20 protein-coding genes are annotated in these 20,824 nt (G+C 44.5%); 12 read left to right on the top strand and 8 right to left on the bottom strand.

Annotation, left to right across the window (positions count from 1 at the left end; translation table 11 throughout):
* Positions 1-51: 51 nt before the first annotated feature.
* On the bottom strand, positions 52-1,077 hold the full coding sequence (locus tag A3757_RS22855) for a putative solute-binding protein (RefSeq protein WP_068515961.1): 1,026 nt from the start codon (positions 1,075-1,077) through the stop codon (positions 52-54).
* Between the two features lie 191 nt (positions 1,078-1,268).
* Entirely contained in the window at positions 1,269-1,709 is a 441-nt protein-coding gene (locus A3757_RS22850) for a methylglyoxal synthase (protein ID WP_068515959.1), read from the bottom strand.
* A gap of 502 nt (positions 1,710-2,211) precedes the next feature.
* On the opposite strand from A3757_RS22850, the gene A3757_RS22845 reads away from it, so the two are divergent.
* From A3757_RS22845 to pdxH, 8 genes are all read left to right on the top strand, one after another.
* Positions 2,212-2,529 (top strand): cytochrome c, encoded by a 318-nt coding sequence (locus tag A3757_RS22845; protein ID WP_197470243.1) that lies wholly within the window; start codon positions 2,212-2,214, stop codon positions 2,527-2,529.
* Positions 2,530-2,779: 250 nt separating this feature from the next.
* Positions 2,780-4,243 (top strand): tRNA uracil 4-sulfurtransferase ThiI, encoded by a 1,464-nt coding sequence (thiI, locus tag A3757_RS22840; RefSeq protein WP_068515956.1) that lies wholly within the window; start codon positions 2,780-2,782, stop codon positions 4,241-4,243.
* Between the two features lie 28 nt (positions 4,244-4,271).
* Complete coding sequence (locus tag A3757_RS22835) at positions 4,272-4,871, top strand: TetR/AcrR family transcriptional regulator (protein ID WP_068515953.1); 600 nt, start codon at positions 4,272-4,274, stop codon at positions 4,869-4,871.
* Positions 4,872-5,081: 210 nt separating this feature from the next.
* Positions 5,082-5,339: a DUF2282 domain-containing protein gene (locus tag A3757_RS22830; protein ID WP_068515949.1), complete on the top strand. Its 258-nt coding sequence runs from the start codon at positions 5,082-5,084 to the stop codon at positions 5,337-5,339.
* A 33-nt stretch (positions 5,340-5,372) separates the two neighbouring features.
* Positions 5,373-6,281 (top strand): DUF692 domain-containing protein, encoded by a 909-nt coding sequence (locus tag A3757_RS22825; protein ID WP_231872236.1) that lies wholly within the window; start codon positions 5,373-5,375, stop codon positions 6,279-6,281.
* Positions 6,281-7,078 carry a DUF2063 domain-containing protein gene (locus tag A3757_RS22820; RefSeq protein ID WP_068552662.1) on the top strand — a complete coding sequence of 266 codons (798 nt, stop codon included), beginning with the start codon at positions 6,281-6,283 and terminating at the stop codon, positions 7,076-7,078. The genes A3757_RS22825 and A3757_RS22820 overlap by 1 nt, the downstream gene beginning before the upstream one ends.
* Before the next feature lie 31 nt (positions 7,079-7,109).
* Complete coding sequence (locus A3757_RS27255) at positions 7,110-7,331, top strand: hypothetical protein (RefSeq protein ID WP_068552664.1); 222 nt, start codon at positions 7,110-7,112, stop codon at positions 7,329-7,331.
* 258 nt (positions 7,332-7,589) lie between these two features.
* Positions 7,590-8,228 carry a pyridoxamine 5'-phosphate oxidase gene (gene pdxH / locus A3757_RS22810; protein ID WP_068515941.1) on the top strand — a complete coding sequence of 213 codons (639 nt, stop codon included), beginning with the start codon at positions 7,590-7,592 and terminating at the stop codon, positions 8,226-8,228.
* Between the two features lie 80 nt (positions 8,229-8,308).
* On the opposite strand, the gene A3757_RS22805 is transcribed toward pdxH, so the two are convergent.
* The 3 genes from A3757_RS22805 to A3757_RS22795 form a co-directional block, all read right to left on the bottom strand.
* Complete coding sequence (locus A3757_RS22805) at positions 8,309-9,277, bottom strand: hypothetical protein (protein WP_068552667.1); 969 nt, start codon at positions 9,275-9,277, stop codon at positions 8,309-8,311.
* 102 nt (positions 9,278-9,379) lie between these two features.
* A complete protein-coding gene (uvrD, locus tag A3757_RS22800) occupies positions 9,380-11,539 on the bottom strand; it encodes a DNA helicase II (protein WP_068515938.1) in 2,160 nt (719 codons plus the stop codon).
* A gap of 162 nt (positions 11,540-11,701) precedes the next feature.
* On the bottom strand, positions 11,702-12,331 hold the full coding sequence (locus tag A3757_RS22795) for a hypothetical protein (RefSeq protein ID WP_068512737.1): 630 nt from the start codon (positions 12,329-12,331) through the stop codon (positions 11,702-11,704).
* Positions 12,332-12,490: 159 nt separating this feature from the next.
* On the opposite strand from A3757_RS22795, the gene A3757_RS22790 reads away from it, so the two are divergent.
* Entirely contained in the window at positions 12,491-14,803 is a 2,313-nt protein-coding gene (locus tag A3757_RS22790) for a bifunctional diguanylate cyclase/phosphodiesterase (protein ID WP_068552672.1), read from the top strand.
* A gap of 46 nt (positions 14,804-14,849) precedes the next feature.
* Here A3757_RS22790 and A3757_RS22785 read toward each other — a convergent pair whose 3' ends face one another.
* Both A3757_RS22785 and A3757_RS22780 read right to left on the bottom strand, forming a co-directional pair.
* Positions 14,850-15,989 carry a PilT/PilU family type 4a pilus ATPase gene (locus A3757_RS22785; RefSeq protein WP_068552674.1) on the bottom strand — a complete coding sequence of 380 codons (1,140 nt, stop codon included), beginning with the start codon at positions 15,987-15,989 and terminating at the stop codon, positions 14,850-14,852.
* A 47-nt stretch (positions 15,990-16,036) separates the two neighbouring features.
* Positions 16,037-17,071 (bottom strand): type IV pilus twitching motility protein PilT, encoded by a 1,035-nt coding sequence (locus A3757_RS22780; RefSeq protein WP_068515927.1) that lies wholly within the window; start codon positions 17,069-17,071, stop codon positions 16,037-16,039.
* Positions 17,072-17,210: 139 nt separating this feature from the next.
* Here A3757_RS22780 and A3757_RS22775 point away from each other — a divergent pair, with 139 nt between their 5' ends.
* From A3757_RS22775 to A3757_RS22765, 3 genes are read left to right on the top strand one after another with little or no spacing between them, the layout of a single operon-like run.
* On the top strand, positions 17,211-17,918 hold the full coding sequence (locus A3757_RS22775) for a YggS family pyridoxal phosphate-dependent enzyme (RefSeq protein WP_068515979.1): 708 nt from the start codon (positions 17,211-17,213) through the stop codon (positions 17,916-17,918).
* A 46-nt stretch (positions 17,919-17,964) separates the two neighbouring features.
* Positions 17,965-18,792, top strand: coding sequence for a pyrroline-5-carboxylate reductase (gene proC, locus A3757_RS22770; RefSeq protein WP_068552677.1), 828 nt, complete (start codon positions 17,965-17,967; stop codon positions 18,790-18,792).
* Between the two features lie 3 nt (positions 18,793-18,795).
* Positions 18,796-20,079, top strand: coding sequence for a CinA family nicotinamide mononucleotide deamidase-related protein (locus A3757_RS22765; RefSeq protein WP_068515918.1), 1,284 nt, complete (start codon positions 18,796-18,798; stop codon positions 20,077-20,079).
* 192 nt (positions 20,080-20,271) lie between these two features.
* On the opposite strand, the gene A3757_RS27780 is transcribed toward A3757_RS22765, so the two are convergent.
* Positions 20,272-20,824 (bottom strand): hypothetical protein (locus A3757_RS27780; protein WP_231878359.1); only part of this gene is annotated, 553 nt, incomplete at its 5' end.

Genomic DNA, 20,824 nt, shown 5'->3' with positions numbered 1-20,824 from the left:
TGGGGTGGCAGCTAATGCATTTCCGAACGGAGACCGTCACCCCAAATGAAATTATTCCTTATCTTTAGAAGTACACTCAGCCAAGTTGGGGTCGACTTTACAGCGAACTTTTCTGAACAAGGTTAACGCTTTTGCGTTGTATACATTTCTGTCCCGCAAGGCTAAACGGCTTTCACGAAATAGTTCATTCCACTCATCCTTAGCTTGATCTGAAATATTGATCCAATATTTCTCGGGGATAGTTTGCTCGCTCTGCTCAATTGATTTGATATCACTAAGGTATTTATTTGCCAGTAATGTGCGAGTCTTCTGGGCAAAGCCATCAGGAATCTTTTTCCAGCGAACGATTAGCTGCATAGTCACCTGGAGACTGGGCCAGTTAATGATGCCACCATTTGGTTCAAGGCCTTTATACATTTCCATAGGCTCATAAGCCAGACCAGGCGCACCCGTAATATCTACAGCATGGTTATTAAACTTCTGCAAAGCATTCATAATACTTGAGGACACGGGGGTTAAGCCGATCTTCTCAGCCAGGTAGCCTGTTTCAGGTGCATTGTCGAGCACTGTTACTTTCTTGCCAGCCAAATCTGAAGGTACGCTAATATCTCTGTCTTTTACGAATAGAAAAATGGCACCGATTGGCGATATGCCGATAACTTCGTATTCGCCCTTGCGCATAAGCTTTCCAGCTTTTGGGCTACTCAAGGTTTTAATGATCATACCTAAGTGTTTGTATGTGGGGATCGCGCCGACAGCATTGATAGAACCAGTAAAGTCATTATATTCTCGTGCGCGAATACCTGGCAGGTTCAACATATCACAAACACCGTTCTTGAACTCTTCAGAGGCAACACGGTCATCTGTATAAACTTTGAAAGAAAGGTCTACGCCCCAGCGTGTTGCATCGATTTTGAATTCCTTCATACGCTTGTGTACCGGGCCGTCATGACCCACGAAGTCAAATACACACATAGTAAGTGGAGATAGCTGGCTAGCGAAAGAGCTGTTAGAAATTGCTAAAAGGCTGAGTACTATCAAAGTCATCGGCAGACGGCGCTTGCTTGAGGAGATCATATTATTCACTGCTTTCTCTTATCTATCTGGAGTGTGTCAGGTAGAGCAGCCTAAGAAAATGATTAATAGTTCCCTTGGAACAAGGACCTGCAGGTTATACAGGGCCCTATATAATTTAGGCGTGCATCTTTAGAGATAAGAATCCTAACCGAAATAGGCCCTCTACGGAAAGGTAGGAAGTCTCAAAAGTATTATTTCGTGACTATTGGTCGATTTTGATAATCACTGAAATCGGGTGTTTCGCGCTGATAATTATTCATTAGTGGAGAATGGACGATAAAGTCAGCGGTGCTCTTGTTACACGCGACGGGAATATTCCAAAGCGTTGCCAGTCGGAGTAGCGCTTTAATATCCGGGTCATGAGACATGGGTTCGAGTGGATCCCAAAAAAAGATCAGCAAATCAATTTTGCCGTCAGCAATTAGTGCGCCTATTTGCTGGTCACCACCTAAAGGGCCGCTTTGAACACGGTTCACGCTTAGGCCTGTTTTTTCTTCGATGAGCTTACCGCTTGTTCCTGTCGTAGTGAACTGGCAGCTACTTAAAGCTTCGATATGCTGGTTTAGCCAAGCAACAAGGTCGCTTTTACGATTATCGTGAGCGATTAAAGCGATATTTTCAATTGGATTCATTCTGTGTCCCGAGTTGTCTCACTCATTATTATCATTCTTGGAAAGTGATAGAGAGGCCCTGGAAGCCAACGTAGGTTTTCAGGGCCGTCTTAAAATATAAGTCTAGCTAAGATTTTGCTTTGTATATAAATTACTTAAAAGCTATTGCAAATTTGTGACATTATTTGGCTGTATTGGCCCAGGATGGTGAATGCTTAGGCAAAAAAAAGCCCCGGAAAACCGAGGCATAACAAGTTACCACACTTGATTAAAACGAGCGATCAAGACTAATACTTGACGCTATAGGTTCAATATAACGTACTTGATAGCAATACCAGTTGACTCAGGTCAAGTAAGCCGGAAACCGGGTAGAGATAGCTTCGTGCTATGTAATAAGATGCTGTTGTGCCGCTGAAGTCTCATGACAAATATTGTCCCTTGAGCTAAGCTATGTGCATTACGCTGATAATACGATGGATTGTCGGATTAAGGTAAAACCTTGGTAAAAATAGAGAGAGAAATAATGATGAGAAAGCTAGTTACATCGGTTTTGGTAGCGGGTTCACTTGCAGTAAGTGGAAGTGTTGTAGCAGGTGATGCTGCTGCGGGTAAAGCTAAATCAGCAGTATGTGCAGCCTGTCATGGTGCTGCCGGTATTGCAGCTATTCCAACTTACCCTAATTTGGCAGGACAAAACGAAGCTTATTTGGTGAGCTCACTGAAAGCTTATAAAACCAAGCAGCGTAACGGTGGTATGGCGGCAATCATGCAGGGCCAGGCAGCTGCATTGAGTGACGCTGATATTGATAATTTAGCGGCTTACTACGCTTCTTTAAAATAGTCTTGTTTGTTCCTCAGGCCATTTAGTTAACTTGTAGGTAGCTGGGAAACCATACTCATCGGGTAGGGTAGTTCCTAAGGTGCCTACAAGTTCTTTCCCCTCCTTCATAGCTAGCATTTTTCTGCTTTATATTCATAGATTGTTCTCATCTACTCCTCTGTGTGCATTTTTGCTTAGTGATTGAACAAAATCAGGTTAGAATAAGTCTCGTTTTTAGAATGCCTTAAACCTGATTTGTTGTGAGATTTATATGAAATTTGTCGTCAAACTGTTTCCAGAAATTACCATTAAGAGCAAGCCAGTCAGGCAGCGCTTGGTAAAACAGCTTCGGCAAAATATCAGTGCTGTGTTAAAGAAAGAGTTTGAAGACGTCAAGGTTCAGGGTTTTTGGGATAAGATCGAAGTTAACCTGAATGACGATTCTCAAGAAAAAGCTGAGAACCTAGCGGCTACCCTTCAGCGTATTCCGGGTATTGCAAATATTCTTCGAGTGCAGCGCTATCAGATTGATAATATCGATGACAACTTTGACGAAATTGTAGAGCATACTCATCGTGCTCTGGGCGAGGAGCTTAAAGGCAAGCGCTTTGTTGTGCGTATTAAGCGTGCCGGTCAGCACTCTTTTACCTCCCATGAGTTAGAACGTTATGTAGGGGGCGGTTTACTGCGAGCAGGAGAGACTGCGGGTGTAGATCTACATAATCCTGAAGTGACGGTCATGCTGGAAGTCCGGGACTCGGATCTTTATATAATCGAACAACGCTATGAAGGCCTGGGCGGTTATCCGATAGGTGCACAGGACGACGTGTTGTCACTCATGTCTGGTGGTTTTGATTCGACAGTTGCCAGCTACTTAACCATGAAAAGAGGCTTGAAGACGCATTTCTGCTTTTTCAATCTGGGCGGAGCCGCGCATGAGATTGGTGTTAAACAGGTCGCTTTATATTTATGGGAGAAATACGGCGTTTCACATCGCGTGAAATTTGTTGCTGTGCCTTTTGAAGAGGTGGTTGCTGAGATACTAAAGAATGTACATCACTCGCAAATGGGCGTTATCCTCAAACGTATGATGTTGCGGGCAGCAGAAAAGGTTGCGGATCAGATGGGCATCGAGGCCCTGGTTATGGGGGATAGCGTTGCGCAGGTATCCAGTCAGACCTTGGCAAACATGAGTGTGATTAATAAAGTCACCGATACCTTGGTATTACGCCCGCTTATTACCATGGATAAACAAGATATTATCTCTTTGTCAGCAAAAATCGGTACAGAAGAATTTGCCAAGAATATGCCGGAATATTGTGGTGTGATCTCCGATCGCCCAACAACTCGTGCCAAGATGGAACGAATTCTGGAAGAAGAAGATAACTTTGACTTTGAAGTACTCGAGCGCGCAGTAGAACAGCGGGTGAGCACTAAAATCGATGAAGTGATGTCAAGAATCCAAACCATCGCTGAAGTTGATTTGGTGAATGTGCCTGAGGTTGATGATGTGATTATCGATATCCGCCACCCGGACGAAGTTGAAAAAAGTCCGCTTGTTTTGACGAATAATGAAATCAAGAACATTGCGTTTTATGAACTGATGTCCAAATTGGATCAACTTGAAGCTGATCAGCAGTATCTGCTTTACTGTGAAAAAGGTACGATGAGTCAGCTGCATGCCAGTCACTTAAAAGGCATGGGCTACGAAAAAATAGGGGTGTATGCTCCTTAATAAGCAATATGAATGAAGAGACAATATTATGAGCCTGAAACTGGGGCGGAGAGAACAAAAAAAAATAAATAACCGCAAGGCCATTCTAGAGGCTGGGCTTGAAGTGTTTTCGACGGTTGGTTATGAGCGAGCAACTATCAATGATATTGTCAGCGAAAGTGGCCTGTCTGTAGGTACTTTTTATAATCACTGCGGTGATAAAGACACGATCTTTTCTGAGCTGCTCACTGGCTTTTTAATGAAAGTGCGCACGACTTTGAGCCAGGCGCGTCAAAGTGCAACAACTTTGGAAGGCTTTATCAAAGGTGCTTTTCTCGCTTACAGTAAACTGATCTCTCAGTACCCCAAAATGCAGCTGATGATTTCAAAAAATGCCCCAGTGTTTAAGCAGGTGCTATCAGAAAAAGAAGAGCTTACCGAGATTATTGACGACTTGTCTCGTGATATGCAGCTTGCTGTTGAGGTGGGAATGGCGCCTAAGTTCCCTGTATCGATGATGACGTCTGCAATGATCGCTTCGAGCATTGACATTTTTTCTGTCAGTGATGATGAGTACTCAGCTAAAGAGAAGGCTGAGTTTCTAGGGAATTTATTTATAGGTGGAATTGAGCGAATGGCTTCAAAGTAATTGTCTGATATAAAAGATAAATTACCTCCATTTAATGTCTAATAACTAGAACAAAATTCCACTTCAACTAAAATAAATTTGCTAATTTCTGAACTTTTTAGATTGGCCTGGGTCTTTAACAATATCCCGATCACAAAATTCGGGAATTAATAATGAGCAACTACTTTAGTTAACCGTTACTTTTTAGATGAATTACACAGGGTTAAAACAATGAATAACGCAAAAATCTTAAGCAAATCAGCAATCGCAAGCATGGTCGCAATGGGTGTTATGGCTGCGTCAACTGACGCACTAGCAGGCAAGCCTGGTTTTGAAAAATGTCAGGGTATTGCTAAAGCCGGTATGAATGACTGTGGTACCTCAAAGCATAGTTGTGCTGGCCAAGCTGCTAAAGACGGTGACCCTGAGGAATGGGTATATGTTCCAGAAGGCACTTGTTCAAAAATTGTAAATGGTAAAGTGAAGTAAGTTACTTAGCACTTCTATCGGTGGCATTAACTGATGAATCATATCTTATCGCAGGGAATGCCAACCGATCATCCTGCTTCTCCTGAGCCACAAGCGCTTCAGGGTGCAGGTATAGGTTTACGTTCTGCACACTATCAAACGATTCTGAATTCACGCCCTGATATCCCCTGGTTTGAAGCACTAAGCGACAATTATATGAGCGACGGTGGTCAGCCTCTTGATTACCTGGAGCAGGTTCGGGATTTATACCCGGTTACCTTTCATGGTGTCGGCATGTCTTTAGGCTCAACTGATCCCTTAGATCAATCCTACCTCAAACGCTTAAAGTCACTTATAGAACGCTTTCAACCAACGCTGGTGTCTGATCACTTGTGTTGGGCTTCTTTTGATGGCGTACATGGTAATGAACTATTTCCCATGCCTTATACCATGGAGGCAATTAAGCATATCGTCTCACGAATTGACCAAGTTCAGAATTATCTGGGACGTCGTATATTGGTCGAAAATGTTTCGAGCTATTTAAGTTTTACAGTTGATGCGATGGCAGAAGTGCAGTTTTTGTCCGAGGTCGCCGAGCAGGCTGACTGCGATATTTTATGTGATGTGAATAATATCTATGTCAGCGCAATGAACCACAAATTTGATCCGCAAGAATACATTCGGGCTTTGCCTGTAAAACGCATAAAAGAAATGCACTTGGCGGGCTTCGAAGATCAGGGCACGCACTTGCTCGATACGCATGGCGCAAGAGTGCACGGACCGGTTTGGCAACTTTACCAAACAGCGTTGGAGCGATTTGGCCCTATTCCTACTTTGATTGAATGGGATACTGATATTCCGGATTTTTCCGTTCTGCAGGAAGAGCAGAGCAACGCAGCCCGCATGATGGCTCAGTGCTCAAAGTATTCCAGTCTTGCTTCTGCAGAGCAGGTATCCAGGTAATGAAGCTTGCGAACATTCATCAAGCCTTTATTTCAGGCATCTATAATCTAGAGACGGATATCAAGCCAGGGGCATTTATTCAAGCGGGTGAGAAGCTTGATCCTGAGCAGTGTTTAGCGATTTATCGCGGCAGTGTTTACGGCAACTTATGTTCTGCATTAGCAGATATTTATCCTGCCTTTTTGCAATGTGTTGGTGAGCAGTTTTTTCAGGCATTAGCACTGCGTTATGTTAAAGCACACCCTTCCGCGTCAGCGAGTCTGGACCACTATGGTGCCGAGTTTCCAGAATATGTTGGAGACTTTGAGGCACTTAAATCGCTCCCTTACGCTAAAGATTTGGCACAGCTTGAGTGGTATTGGCATTTGGCTTTTCACGCCAAAGATGAGCAGCCCCTTGACGCTATTCGCTTATCTGAAATTGATGAAGATCGATATGACAAGATAACTTTTTTGCTTCCAGCCAGTGCCCACTTACTTTCCTGCAACTATCCGATTAAAGAGATCCGTGATAAGTGCCTGGAAGATCGAGACAAAGCAGAAGGGAATGAAGATCAACCCTTGAATTTAGATTCCGGTTCGCGGCACTTGTTGGTATGGCGAGCGGCGCATTACCAGCTACGTGTCGATCAGCTATCCGACTTGGAATTCGAACTACTCTCTTCGATAAATAAAAAGAAAAACTTGGGAACTATTCTGCAAGAACTGCAGTCCAAGTATCCACTAGAAGAAATTAACCAAACACTTGCTTTGGCTGTTCAACGAGTTTGGTTTGTCGGCTTCACATTAGCCGAATAAATCGTTCCAAATTACCACATTAGGATTAAATATGAGTCAAGTCTCTACTGTTGCGTCGCTGTATTTAAATGCCACTCGCTGGGTGGATAAAAGCCAGATTATTATGATTATTGTCTTTCGTTTGTACTTGGCGAAAGTATTTTTTCTAGCTGGCTTATCGAAGGTAAAGAGTATGGATAGCACATTGATGCTGTTTGAATATGAATACGATGTGCCTTTGATTCCCTTTGATGTCGCCGCCTATTTGTCTTAAATATCGTTGCCGTTATCTCTTACCCGGATATTAGCCCAGGTGGTGTTAATGACCACTATTTCTGGGGCGCGATGCTCTTGGTTTTGGTGATGTATGGGCCTGGTAAAGCGTCACTTGATGCTTGGATCCAAAAGCGCTTTTTCGCGAATTTGGCATAGACACAAGATTTCTCTTCTCTCGCTTTTACTTAGCTTGTATTATCAAGATATTAGCCTCAATATTGGAGCTAAATCTGATTCAACAAGCTAGGAAGAGAGTATGGATATCGGTGACTATCGTCGCGAATATATGAGCCAGGGCCTGGACCGTGATGAATTACTTGATGACCCGTTCAAGCAGTTTGAACACTGGTTTCAACAGGCAAATGATGCAGACATACAAGATGCAAATGCCTTCAGTCTGGCGACAACAGATCTTGAAGTAGGCCCCTCCATTCGAACGGTATTACTGAAGTTATTTGATGAAAACGGCTTTGTTTTCTTCACTAACTACAACAGCCGAAAGTCTCAGCAGATTAAAGCCTACCCTCAAGTAGCGATGTTGTTCCCCTGGTTACCACTGAACCGTCAGGTGAAGGTGGAAGGACGTTGTGAAAAGATATCCAGTGCCGCTTCCTTGAAATATTTTGCAACCAGGCCGCGTGGCAGTCAGATTGGTGCTTGGTGTAGTGATCAGAGCGAAGTGATCGAGTCTCGTTCTTTTCTAGAACAAAAGTATCGTGAAGCGGCAGAGAAATTCAAATCCGGTTCGATTCCTTTACCTTCGTCATGGGGCGGCTATCGCATAGTGCCGGCTCGAATCGAATTTTGGCAAGGACGTGAAAATCGACTTCATGATCGTTTCCAATATACGCGTTTGCATGATGATAGTTGGTCGATCGAAAGGCTAGCGCCGTAGGCCGAGGGTGCTAACCCGCCAGCGAGCCGTGGAAGGGTCTGCCTACAGATAAGGCAGACCCTTTTTTAGAGATAGAATCTTTATTTTTGAGGTGCTTCAGGTGCTTTAATGGCTTCGGTAAAAGCATTCAATTTTTGTTGGGCTTCAGTTAACTGACGCTGAGCCTGATCAAGTTCCTCTTGGGCCGTTTGTAAGCTCTGGCTCTTTTCTTTGAGTTGGCTGTCTTTTTCATTCAGTGCTTGCTCGAGCTTCATTCTTTGAGTTTGTTGTTCACTCAGCGAATCTTCATGCTTGGCTAAGAGTTCTTGTTTTGTTGCGAGTTCGCCTTTTACGTTTTCAAGGTGATCTTCCTGATAATCAACCAGTGCCTCGATAATATCGATGGTTAAGTATTTATCTTCTAACTGGTTTTTGAGTTCACTGAGTTGTTGTGCAAGGTTATCAGCTGACTCCACTAGGGATGCTTTCTCCGAGGCGCTAGTTTCCTGGTCGCCTTTAAGTAGCTGTATTTCTCTTCGAAGTTGGTCGGTGCTTTGTTTTAGCTCCAACAGCATACCTTTGGTTTTATCCAGTTCAGTTTTTTTACTGGCTAAGGTAGTGGTTTGGGTAAGCACCTCATCCTGAGTCAAACTGAGAATATTTGCGAGTTTATCAATATTCTTTGAGGCGGAGGCTATTTGGTTGTAGTGAAGCTGCTTCTTGGCAAGTTGCTCGTAGGCAAAATAGCCGCCAATAATACAAGCGATAAGCATAATCGGCAGAATAATCATCGCGGGTTGGCGGCGAGACTCAGCTGCCTGCTGTGCCGTGTTAAATGCTTCTCTCTCATGTTGGAGAAGTGTATTGTCTTCTTTAAGTTTACGTTCGCGTTTTATTAGGTCTTGAGTTTTTAACTGGTTAGCGCGCTCTTTTTTGGCAACGCTATCTTGGTGCGCTTTAATGCGTTCTTCAGTTTTCTGCTGCTGGGTCGCTTGACGGTTTAGTGCATCTTCTTTTAGTTGAAGTGCACGAGATTTTTGTTCTAGTTGTAACTCTTCTGGCGACGCCATGTGATCAAAGGTCCTATTAAATAATACTGGAAACCTTTTAATAGTAGCTGATAAATAGCGTTTTGCTTACTATGCACAAGTTCCAGTCACCACCTAAAAAGGCTAGACGGCTTCAAGCTTTGCATAAGATAGAACTAGCCACTTACTGCCAGCTTCTGGGAAGTTAACTTGAATACGTGCATGGGCACCTTGGCCTTCATAATTGAGTACAGTGCCTTCACCAAACTTGCCATGCCGAACAACTTGACCTAGTTGGAATTGCGAATCGCCAACTTGCATATCGCTGCTTGAAGATTGGCTGAAGGAGACCGGTGTAGAAACGCTATTCTTTATGCGAACTTCTTGTATTAGCCCTGGTGGTATCTCTCGTACAAAACGAGACATGGGGTTGAACTTCTCTTGGCCATACAGGCGTCGTGACTCGGCATAGGTGAGCACTAACTTCTCCATTGCGCGAGTGACTCCGACATAACAGAGTCGGCGTTCTTCTTCTAGCCTTCCAGGCTCTTCCATCGACATCTGGTGCGGGAATAGACCTTCTTCCATACCTGCCAGAATCACGAAAGGGAACTCCAGGCCTTTTGCAGAGTGAAGCGTCATTAGTTGCACGCAGTCCTGATGTTCTTCGGCTTGTTGCTCGCCTGCATCCAAGGCTGCCTGGGCAATAAAGCTAGCTAATGGGCTTAGCTCGTCATCTTCAGCTTCGAAATCTTTGGTTGCCGATAAAAGCTCATTGAGGTTTTCAATGCGGGCCTGGCCTTTTTCACCCTTTTCTTTCGCATGAAACTCTTTAAGCTGCGATTGCCCGATAGCTCTTTCGGTGAGTTGGAATAAGTTTAGCTCGTCTTGTTCTGCACTAAGTTCATCTATCATATCGATAAAGGCATTCAGAGAGCCATTGGCCTTGCCTTTAATCAGGCCTAGCTGCAAACGTTCGACGCAGGCCTGCCAGAGAGACACTCCCTGATCTCGAGCGTGTTCACGAATATCGCTAAGGGTCTTATTGCCAACACCACGAGTTGGTACGTTTACCACTCGTTCGAAGGCGGCATCATCGTGTCGATAATAAACCAAACGTAAGTAGGCGAGGGCATTACGAATCTCTTGACGATCGTAGAAGCGTAGGCCGCCATAAATTCGATAAGGGACAGCCTGGCGAATTAAAAATTCTTCAATGACACGCGACTGTGCATTGGAGCGGTAGAGAATAGCGCATTGTGAACGTAGCTGGCCTTGGTTCACCCAAGCATTGATGCGGTCAGCAATATAGTTGCCTTCGTCTTGTTCGTTGAACGCGGCATAAAGGTCTATCGGTTCACCTTCACTGCCATCAGTCCATAGCTCTTTTCCTAAACGTCCGCTATTGTTTGAGATCAAAGCATTGGCCGCGTTCAGGATAGTGCAGGTCGATCGATAGTTTTGTTCCAGCTTAATAACTAAAGGCTGGGCAAAGTCGTTTTGGAACTGTTGAATGTTCTCTATCTTCGCGCCACGCCAGCCGTATATAGATTGGTCATCATCGCCCACTACCATAATGGGGATTCGGTTGCCTGCGAGTACGCGAAGCCAGGCATATTGAATGGTGTTAGTATCTTGAAATTCGTCGACCAGAATATAGCGAAAGCGATCTTGATAATGAGCAAGCAGGGCTGGGTTGTTCAGCCATATTTCATGAGAGCGAAGTAAGAGCTCACCGAAGTCGACCATGCCGGACTGTTGGCATTGCTCTTCATAACGTTGGTAGAGCGTTGCCATTACTTGATCGAACTGGGAATGAGTCGGCGGTAAATAAGCGGCGCGAACGCCTTCATCTTTTTTACTGTTGATAAAAGACTGAACTTGCTTAGGCGGCCATCGCGACTCATCGATGTTCATTTCACGCATGATTCGCTTTACGATCCGAAGCTGGTCGTCGGAGTCGAGGATCTGGAAGTTATCCGGAAGATTTGCTTCTTTGGAATGTGCGCGCAGAAAACGGTGAGCAATGCCATGGAAAGTACCAAACCAAAGGTTTCGTGCAGGCAGGTCCAACAATTGCTCGATACGGCCCCTCATTTCCTTGGCAGCTTTGTTAGTGAAGGTCACTGCCATAATTGAAGAAGGGCTTAAGCGTTCAATTTCCATCAACCAGGCAATTCGGTGTACCAATACTCGGGTTTTGCCACTTCCGGCTCCAGCAAGAACCAATAAGTTTTGCATAGGTGCAGCAACAGCACTGCGTTGTGCGTCATTCAAACCGTCAAGAATATGGGATACGTCCATGGGGGTATTTTTACCGAGAACTAATGATTATATGAAAATATTGCTGCTCATCTTACAGCAGCTATGTAAGAGATCAAGATGTGTTGGCTTGCTAAATGTAGGACGAAAAAAAGGGCCTCAAAGGCCCTTTGATATCCGCTGAACTCACGGAAACTTTGACTGCTAGAAAAGAAAGTAGATATATAAACCAATGTGGCTACCGTCAGAATCAGGGCCTGAGTCTACTGAGCTACCATTGTACTTTGTTACTTCGTAGTTTATATCGACGTACCTTAAAGCAATGACTGCACTATCAGAAGTCTTATATCCGTACTCTATAACTAAGCCGCTGGCATCTTCGAATTCAGCATTCTCGTCAAGCCCAATATCATCTGATTCTGCTTCAAATTCTGGGCTGGTATGTAAAGTCAATCCTCCACCAAAACGGTGCTTATCATAATTATAGAAGCCTAATAGTTCGACTGGAATGCGCGTGAAGTCACCATCACCGTTTTCGGCTAATAAGGCATCAAAGTGATAACCAATGCTACTTTGTATAGAGTATGTATCATTGATGTTATAGATAAGACCCAGTTTTAGATCCAATAAACCGCCTGCAGTGAGCTCTTCAGAGTCACCATTGGTGTATTCTACCTTGAGTAAGTCATCTCCCCCAAAAGTAAAGCCTCCAGCAGTAAAGCCTTGGAAGGTTTTCGTAGAAGTTGGTGAGTAATTTTCGGCTAAGGCGATATTGCTGCTAATAGAACATAGCAAAATAACCCACATCCCTAATATCTTTCTTAAACGATTCATTATTAATCCCTTTTTATGCATTAAATTTTAAAGGCGGCAGTATAGTGGACGGATTATCTTAGGTCTATTGATCGTTGAGAGTAGCCACTAAAATTGAATTGTCATTATTTGTTGTTAAGCTTTTCTCTAAATGTTTGTGTTTCAGGTTATACTTCACTCATGATCAATTTTGGCCAACTAAAAGCGCTTTTAAGTAAGCATCGAACTCGATCTGAAGCAGCTTCAGAGGCCAGGCGGAACGCGGAACAAAGTCAGCAAATCTATCAAGCGCTGGTCGATGAACGCAAGTTACGGCAAGCGTTAGAAGCTCAGCTAGTGCAAAAGAGTACCGACCTCGAACTTGCGATTCGAGATCGAACCAAAGAGCTTGAAGACAGTAACAAGCAACTCAGTGAACAAATTGCCCTGCGACAAAAGATCAGTGACGCCTTGGTAAAAAGCCAGACGCGCTTAACGCAGGCTATGGACGCAGCGCGTTTGGGCTTGATCGACTGGGATCTTGATCAAGCCCAGTTTTACCAGTCAGACTTCCATGAACTCTTCGGCGATAAAGAACTGACTACTGAAGAGCATATACATAACCTGAAAACGATTATTCACCCGGCAGACTATGTTGATGTTCGGGCGGCCGTTAACGCTTGTTTGGAAGGCGGTAAGGGAGAGTACCAACTTCAATATCGAGCCCAGAGTGGTGACGATTGGCTATGGATAGAAGAGAGCGGCAAGGTTGTTGATCGGGATGCAAAAGGGCGGGCTCTGCGAATTTTGGGGACCCGGCGTAATATTCAGTCCGAGCGCGCTCGTGATGAACAAGTTCGCTTGGCTAAGTCGGTCGTTGATCATACTTCAGAAGGTGTTTTTGTTCTGGATGCTAACTATCGCTTCCTGTCGGTTAATCCTGCTTATGAGAAAATAATCGGGCAGAGTGCGGAACAGCTTGTTGGGCAGAAGATTGATTGTTTGAGTGATACGCCTAAGCGTCAGGAAGCCTATGCCCAGATATTTGAAGAGGTACAAGCCAAAGACCTATGGCAGGGTGAATTATTAGAGAAGCGATACCATGGTGATTACTTTCCCCAGTGGACTCAGATCAATGCCATCAGGGATCGCAACGGACATATACAATACTATGCCGCAATGCTCTCTGACCTGTCTGTTCGACAAGCTGCTGATAAGAAACTCAATTACTTACTTAATTATGATGACCTCACTAAGTTAGCGAATCGCAACCAGTTCAAAGATCAGTTACACCGCGCTGTGGTTCGCTACAAAGATGAAGGCTTACCTTTCGCCTTAGTGACCTTGGATATTGACCGATTCAAGCAGTTTAATGATAGCTTTGGTCATGATGCGGCTGATGAGTTGCTCAGGGAAATTGCTCGACGCTTGTCTGCGAATGTACAGAAGGTTGATATTCTAGCCCGTGTTGGAGGCAACGAGTTTGCTTGCGTCGTGTCCTGTAGTCCGACCTTTGACGTAATGAAGTTTGCAGAGCGACTTTTTAAAACTGTGACCCATCATAATTATGATATATCGAGTGAGGAAATCGCTTTATCTTGCAGTATGGGTGTCGCACATGTTCCTGAACATACTCAGGATATCGAAACATTGATGCAATATGCGGCCTTGGCGGTGCAGAAAGCTAAATTCCAGGGAGGCGATCAGATCCAATTGTTTGATGATAGTCTTAAGCAGTTCTCTAGAGAACGTCTGGAAATGGAAAATGCATTGCGTAAAGCGTTGCAAAGAAGTGAGTTGGAAGTCTATTACCAACCGAAGCTGGATGTCAGGTCGAGAAGGATTAATTCTTGTGAGGCTTTGGTGCGTTGGAATCACCCCCAAAAAGGGCTCATTTCGCCTGCTGAATTTGTCAATATTGCTGAAGAAAGTGGTTTGATTTCTGAGCTAGGAGCCTATGTGCTTGAAACTGCTTGTCGCCAGGTTAAAACATGGCAGGAACAGGGCTTAGGTACTATTTGTGTTGCCGTAAATTTGTCACCTAGGCAGATTCGTGATCAAAACTTGAAAGGTATGATTAAGAGTGTGTTGGAGTCGAGCGGTATCTCGCCAGCATGTTTGGAATTAGAGCTAACAGAAAGCGTCATAATTGAAGACTTTCGCGCCGGTTTGAGTTGCTTGCATGAATTAAAAGAACTAGGGCTTAAAATTTCTATAGATGACTTTGGTACCGGGTATTCATCATTAAGTTACCTAAAAGAATTGCCGGCTGATACGCTAAAAATTGACCGTTCATTTGTTGAGGGGCTTGAAAACTCCAAAGCACAACTCGCGATAGTCAAGGCTATTATCGTGTTGGGTCAGAGCTTGAACCTTCGTGTGGTTGCAGAAGGTGTCGAGAATCAGGCCCAGTTGTCACTATTATCGCAGCATGGGTGTGATTATATTCAGGGCTACCTTGTCTCAAGGCCATTGAATGTTAGTGACATGGAGGCGTTGTTGAGAAAGCAATGAATAACATTGCTTCTCTTAAAGGTAAGTCAATCTATAATCTTGGGGCTTAGAAACCACCAATGTCTCCATCATCCTGAATACTAAGACGATCAGTTGTTGCTGATAGTTGGTTAGGCGATGAGGCGTCTGCTCCCAGTTTTATCATCAAACGTAAATCGTTCGCTGAATCTGCATAGGCGAGCGCATCTTCATAAGTAACATCTCCAGCTGAATACAGGTCGTACAGGGCCTGATCAAAGGTCTGCATACCAATATCTCGCGATTTGGTCATTATTTCCTTCAACTTATGAATTTCTTTTTTGCGGATGAGGTCTGCACATAAAGGCGTGTTGAGTAGCACTTCGATACAGGCTCGGCGGCCTTTACCATCGGGCGTTGGAATCAATTGCTGGGCAACAATTGCCTTTAGGTTTAGGGATAAATCCATCCATATCTGGTTTTGCTGTTCAGGCGGGAAAAAGTTAATGATCCGGTCGAGTGCTTGGTTAGCGTTATTAGCGTGTAGTGTTGCCAAGCATAGGTGTCCAGTCTCGGCAAAGGTGACCGCGTAATCCATCGTCTCCTTACTACGAATCTCACCAATCATGATAACGTCTGGTGCCTGCCTCAAGGTGTTCTTAAGGGCAATTTCAAAGGTTTCTGTGTCAATACCGACTTCACGCTGGGTGACAATACAGTTCTGGTGTTGATGGATATATTCAATAGGGTCTTCGATAGAAATAATATGACCTTTACTATTTCTATTTCGGTGCCCGATCATTGCTGCGAGAGAAGTTGACTTACCCGTGCCCGTTGCACCGACAAAAATAATCAGGCCACGTTTTGTCATTGCTAACTGATTGATGGTTGTAGGTAGACCCAAATCTTCAATGCGTGGAATATTAGTTTCGATTCGACGCAGCACCATACCGCACAAATTTCTTTGCATGAAGGCACTTACACGAAAGCGGCCAATGCCACGGGCACTGATAGCAAAGTTACATTCGCTTTTCTCAGTGAACTCGTCACGTTGTTTCTCTGACATGACATCAAATACAATCTCACGACATTGTTCGGGCGTGAGTGCGTGCTTGGTAACAGGGACGAGCTTGCCGTGGATTTTGATGCTCGGTGCGACACCAACAGTAATAAATAAGTCAGAGCCACCTTTTTCGACCATGACTTTTAAGAGTTTTTCAAAATCCATGTTACATATCCTGAATCATTTTATCTTTGTTCATAACGCGGCCTAAGTTAGAAATTCTCAGGGATCTTGGCTTTTTCTCTTGCTGTATCACGAGTGATAAAGCCCTTGCTTAGTAGGTTCTGCAAGCACTGGTCGAGTGTTTGCATACCGATTGATGCGCCCGTCTGGATAGCACTGTACATCTGGGCGACCTTATCCTCACGAATCAGGTTACGAATTGCAGGGGAGCCGATCATAATTTCATGTGCAGCAACTCGGCCACCATTGGTCTTTTTCAACAAGGTCTGAGAAATAACAGCCTGTAAAGACTCGGAAAGCATTGATCGAACCATCGCTTTTTCTTCTGCAGGGAATACGTCGACGACACGGTCAATCGTTTTAGCTGCTGAGGTGGTGTGCAAGGTGCCAAATACCAAGTGACCCGTTTCTGCTGCGGTCAGTGCCAAACGGATGGTTTCAAGGTCACGAAGCTCACCAACCAGAATAATATCGGGGTCTTCACGAAGCGCTGAACGTAGCGCTTCGTTAAAGCCCAAGGTGTCCCGATGAACTTCACGTTGGTTCATTAAGCACTTTTTACTTTCATGAACAAATTCGATCGGGTCTTCAATCGTTAGAATGTGGTCGTAGCGGTTGTCATTGATATAGTCGATCATGGCGGCCAATGTGGTTGACTTACCAGAACCGGTTGGCCCTGTTACCAGAACCAAGCCGCGTGGGACTTCAGCAATATCTTTGAAAACCTGGCTCATTCCCAGGTCTTCCATGGTGAGTACTTTCGAAGGAATAGTACGGAATACTGCGCCAGCACCACGGTTCTGGTTAAAGGCGTTTACACGGAAGCGAGCAACACCGGGTACTTCGAACGAGAAGTCAGTCTCCAAGAATTCTTCAAAGTCTTTTCGTTGCTTGTCATTCATTATGTCATAAATCAGTGAATGAACTTCTTTGTGCTCCATCGCTGGCAGGTTGATACGGCGAACATCACCGTCAACACGGATCATTGGCGGTAGTCCGGCAGATAAATGTAAATCGGAAGCGCCTTGTTTGGCGGAGAATGCCAGCAGTTCAGTAATATCCATGGTCGTCCTCTAAAGCCTATAACTTTGTATCTTAGATTTTTAAATGAGAAAGCTGATCCAGAAGGATAAAGCTTGTTAATACAGGTTGTTTTTGCTCAAATGCATGTCGACTTTAAGACACGCCACGCAAACTTATATTATGAACTTCAGCATAGCAGACAAGCTCCAGAACGTAAGAAAAAGGATACAAAAAGCCACAATTGATGCCGGCCTAGCAGAAAACTCCGTGCAGCTCCTGGCGGTGTCGAAAAAGAAGCCTGCTGAAGCAGTCTTTGAGTTATTTAAGCAAGGGCAGAAAATATTTGGCGAGAACTATCTTAATGAAGCGCTTGAAAAGCAGATAGCGGTCAAGGCTTTATTGACGAAAGAAGGCAATGCCGAAGATATCGTCTGGCACTTTATTGGCCCGATTCAGTCGAATAAAACGCGGCCGATTGCTGAAAGCTTTACTTGGGTGCATAGTGTTGATCGCATAAAAATAGCACAGCGTTTAAATGATCAGCGCCCGGACACTTTATCGCCACTGAATATTTGTATTCAGGTGAATATTGATGAAGAAGAGACTAAATCGGGCATATTGTTGAGTGATTTGCCTGAGCTTTGTCGAGCACTAGAAGATATGCCTCGTTTGAAGCTACGCGGCTTAATGTGCATACCTCAAGCAAATCAAAGTGAAGAGAGTTTGAGCACCGCGTTTACGAAGATGAAGTCGGCATTTAATGATCTGCAAGAAAGCTATTCGAGTGTCGATACTCTCTCGATGGGAATGTCTGGTGATATGGAGCAGGCAATTGCCTGTGGCTCAACAATGGTCAGAGTTGGAACCGCTTTGTTTGGCGAACGCTAGAGCTTGGAAACAGTTTTTGAATTTTTGAACAGGAAGTGAACTAACAATGAACTTGAATGAACAAAAGATCTGCTTTATTGGCGCAGGTAACATGGCACACGCCATCGTTGGTGGCCTAGTAAAGAAAGGTTTAAACGCAAGCAATATTGTAGCAACTGCACCAAACCTTGAACATCGGGAAGCGATGCAGAACACATGGCAGGTCGAGGTAGATGAAGACAATGCTCGCGCTGTTAGCACGGCAGATATTGTCGTGCTCAGTGTAAAGCCTCAGGTACTGCAGTCGGTATGTGAGTCATTGAAAGGCAGCCTTAGTCATCGTCCTCTAATCATCTCTATTGCGGCAGGCATTGGTTTGGACCTGCTGGCACAGTGGTTGGGCTCTGAGCAGGCATTGGTGAGATGCATGCCGAATACCCCAGCCCAGGTACTCAAGGGTGCGAGCGGCTTGATCGCGAATGCGAATGTAAGCGATGAACAAAAGAACTTGTCAGATGAATTGTTTCAGGCAATTGGCTTGGTTGAATGGGTAGATCAGGAAAGCTTGATTCACTCAGTGACGGCCTTGTCAGGTTCAGGGCCAGCGTATATCTTTTTGATGATCGAAGCGATGGAAGCAGCCGCGATAAAACAAGGGCTCTCTGCAGATACGGCTCGAAAGCTGGCAGCACAAACCGTAGCGGGTGCCGCTGAAATGGTGCTTAGTGGTGATGTGGCACCAGCCCAGCTAAAGCGCAATGTGATGTCTCCCGGCGGAACAACAGAGCGAGCGATTCATACTTTCGAAGAGAAGGGCTTGCTTGAAATTGTCGATGAGGCAATGCAGGCCGCAGCAGATCGATCAGTAAGCTTGGCAGAAGAGCTGAAGGCTTAAACTATGAAGATTGCATTGCTGCTGACAGGTTCCGAGTTGATGACCGGTGATATTGTTGATAGTAATTCGGCGATGATCGCTGAATACTGTCTTGATCAAGGTATTCAGGTGGCTTACAAGGCGACCGTTCCTGATGAACTAGACCTATTGGTTTCAGAAATAGAGCGCTTAAGTCAGCACTTTGATGTTCTGATTGTTAACGGTGGCTTAGGGCCGACAACAGATGACATGACGGCAGAAGCTCTGGCTAAAGTTCTAGGCAAGCCAATCAAGCAGCACGAGCAAGCTCTGGCACACCTGAGCTCTTGGTGTCAGCAACGCAACTACCATTTAAGTGATGCCAACAAAAAGCAGGCGATGCTGCCCGAAGGGATTGCTTTGCTGGCAAATAGTATCGGTTCTGCAGTGGGTTTTTGGGCGCCTCATAATGATTGTCAGATTTATTGTACTCCGGGTGTACCGAAAGAACTTGAGCTGATGCTGCGTGAGGAGATCTTACCGAGTCTAAAGGTTACTTTACCGAGTGATATTGAGGTGAAGCGCCTTCGCTACCGCGTTTTTGGTTATGGTGAATCAAAACTTCAGCAGGTGCTGGCTCAGACCTTTCCGGATTTGCCTGCTTGCATTGAGATAGGCTTTCGAGCCTCTCTACCTCTAATAGAACTGAAACTGAAGGTTGATAGGCTAGAACATCATGCTACTTTAGGTGAATGGGGCAAGAAGATAGAAGCATTGCTTGGTGATCATATTGTCACTAAGGATCAACGCTCTATTGCTCACGTTGTCGTAGATAAGCTTAATGCCGAAAGTAAAACGCTTACCTTTGCCGAGTCTTGTACGGGCGGCAAGATAGCTTCTTTAGTGACAGAGATTAGCGGCGCATCGGCAGTGTTTGAAGCGGGTGTTGTCTCTTATTCCAATGAGATTAAACATCGAGTACTTGGCGTGTCGCAAGACTCTTTGGATAAGTATGGTGCTGTGAGCGAGCCTGTTGTCAGAGAGATGCTGGCGGGTGTGCTCGAATTAAGTGGTGCAGACATAGGAGTGTCGGTATCAGGCATCGCTGGTCCAAATGGCGGTACCGAAGAAAAGCCAGTTGGTACTGTTTGGGTCGCTTGGGGTGCAAAGAACAATATCAAAGCACGTGAATTCTACTTTCCGGGTAGCAGGGTGTTTTTTCAGGAACTAGTTTCAGCCTTAGCTCTGGATTTGGTCCGGCGAGAATTGATTGATTCAAGTGAAGAACCGGAATATTTTCGTGCCAGAAAAAAGCCGGGGTCAGAGTAGAGTAGCGCTTACTTAAGCTGAATTGAGACCATGCTATAGATAAGCTGTAAAAGTCGGCACGCAATGAAATAGCGGTTTCGACTAGAGCCTACAAATACCCTGCCTAAACTTTGTCAGCAAAGTGCCAAAGGCAGACCTACGAGCTTGTTTCACGTTTGGCCCGATTGCCATAAACAATGTGGCGCAGATTCATTATTTATTACGTAGTTGCTGATATTTTATACTAGATTCATAACTATTTAGTATGTCTTTTGATACTTCATGTTCGGCGTCGAAATAGTCACAGATGACTCTAACTTTTTTTAATAGCCCTCTCTGTGTGAAAGCCGAAGCACCGATCCATACTTCACCCTTGCTACCAATTAATACAGCGTGGTACGTAAGTAGCCTTTCACTCCCTCCATCAATTCTCCTCACTATGCCCTGTGCGCGTTGAAGCTTTAATTTCACATTTCTTCCTAGTGAATACTTAGAGACTAATCCTTTATGTCTAAAAACTTCAACAATTCCATTGCTCTTATTGAAAAGGAATATTAGTCCTGCTGACCTTCTGTAGCTATGAAGTGATAGAAAAAAAGCTACAACCATAAGTAGTAGAACAACTATCAAGGAAAATTCTATATTATCGCCAACTAGCTGATTTTGCTCTATTAAAACAAATGTGAGTAAATACAAGACAAAAAAAACAGGTATTGCAACAACTCCAAATAGTGCTCTGCCAGTGTCTATTCCTTTGACCGCAAGC

The sequence above is a fragment of the Oleiphilus sp. HI0117 genome (assembly GCF_001635235.1).
The sequence above is the reverse complement of the archived record's forward strand: the minus strand, read 5'-3'. Positions and strand labels throughout refer to the sequence as shown.

What these genes read in the sequence shown, in the direction of transcription:
- A3757_RS22855 (WP_068515961.1), bottom strand. Translation starts at nt 1,077, where the DNA reads ATGATCTCCTCAAGCAAGCGCCGTCTGCCGATGACTTTGATAGTACTC.
- A3757_RS22850 (WP_068515959.1), bottom strand. Translation starts at nt 1,709, where the DNA reads ATGAATCCAATTGAAAATATCGCTTTAATCGCTCACGATAATCGTAAA.
- A3757_RS22845 (WP_197470243.1), top strand. Translation starts at nt 2,212, where the DNA reads ATGATGAGAAAGCTAGTTACATCGGTTTTGGTAGCGGGTTCACTTGCA.
- thiI (WP_068515956.1), top strand. Translation starts at nt 2,780, where the DNA reads ATGAAATTTGTCGTCAAACTGTTTCCAGAAATTACCATTAAGAGCAAG.
- A3757_RS22835 (WP_068515953.1), top strand. Translation starts at nt 4,272, where the DNA reads ATGAGCCTGAAACTGGGGCGGAGAGAACAAAAAAAAATAAATAACCGC.
- A3757_RS22830 (WP_068515949.1), top strand. Translation starts at nt 5,082, where the DNA reads ATGAATAACGCAAAAATCTTAAGCAAATCAGCAATCGCAAGCATGGTC.
- A3757_RS22825 (WP_231872236.1), top strand. Translation starts at nt 5,373, where the DNA reads ATGAATCATATCTTATCGCAGGGAATGCCAACCGATCATCCTGCTTCT.
- A3757_RS22820 (WP_068552662.1), top strand. Translation starts at nt 6,281, where the DNA reads ATGAAGCTTGCGAACATTCATCAAGCCTTTATTTCAGGCATCTATAAT.
- A3757_RS27255 (WP_068552664.1), top strand. Translation starts at nt 7,110, where the DNA reads ATGAGTCAAGTCTCTACTGTTGCGTCGCTGTATTTAAATGCCACTCGC.
- pdxH (WP_068515941.1), top strand. Translation starts at nt 7,590, where the DNA reads ATGGATATCGGTGACTATCGTCGCGAATATATGAGCCAGGGCCTGGAC.
- A3757_RS22805 (WP_068552667.1), bottom strand. Translation starts at nt 9,277, where the DNA reads ATGGCGTCGCCAGAAGAGTTACAACTAGAACAAAAATCTCGTGCACTT.
- uvrD (WP_068515938.1), bottom strand. Translation starts at nt 11,539, where the DNA reads ATGGACGTATCCCATATTCTTGACGGTTTGAATGACGCACAACGCAGT.
- A3757_RS22795 (WP_068512737.1), bottom strand. Translation starts at nt 12,331, where the DNA reads ATGAATCGTTTAAGAAAGATATTAGGGATGTGGGTTATTTTGCTATGT.
- A3757_RS22790 (WP_068552672.1), top strand. Translation starts at nt 12,491, where the DNA reads ATGATCAATTTTGGCCAACTAAAAGCGCTTTTAAGTAAGCATCGAACT.
- A3757_RS22785 (WP_068552674.1), bottom strand. Translation starts at nt 15,989, where the DNA reads ATGGATTTTGAAAAACTCTTAAAAGTCATGGTCGAAAAAGGTGGCTCT.
- A3757_RS22780 (WP_068515927.1), bottom strand. Translation starts at nt 17,071, where the DNA reads ATGGATATTACTGAACTGCTGGCATTCTCCGCCAAACAAGGCGCTTCC.
- A3757_RS22775 (WP_068515979.1), top strand. Translation starts at nt 17,211, where the DNA reads ATGAACTTCAGCATAGCAGACAAGCTCCAGAACGTAAGAAAAAGGATA.
- proC (WP_068552677.1), top strand. Translation starts at nt 17,965, where the DNA reads ATGAACTTGAATGAACAAAAGATCTGCTTTATTGGCGCAGGTAACATG.
- A3757_RS22765 (WP_068515918.1), top strand. Translation starts at nt 18,796, where the DNA reads ATGAAGATTGCATTGCTGCTGACAGGTTCCGAGTTGATGACCGGTGAT.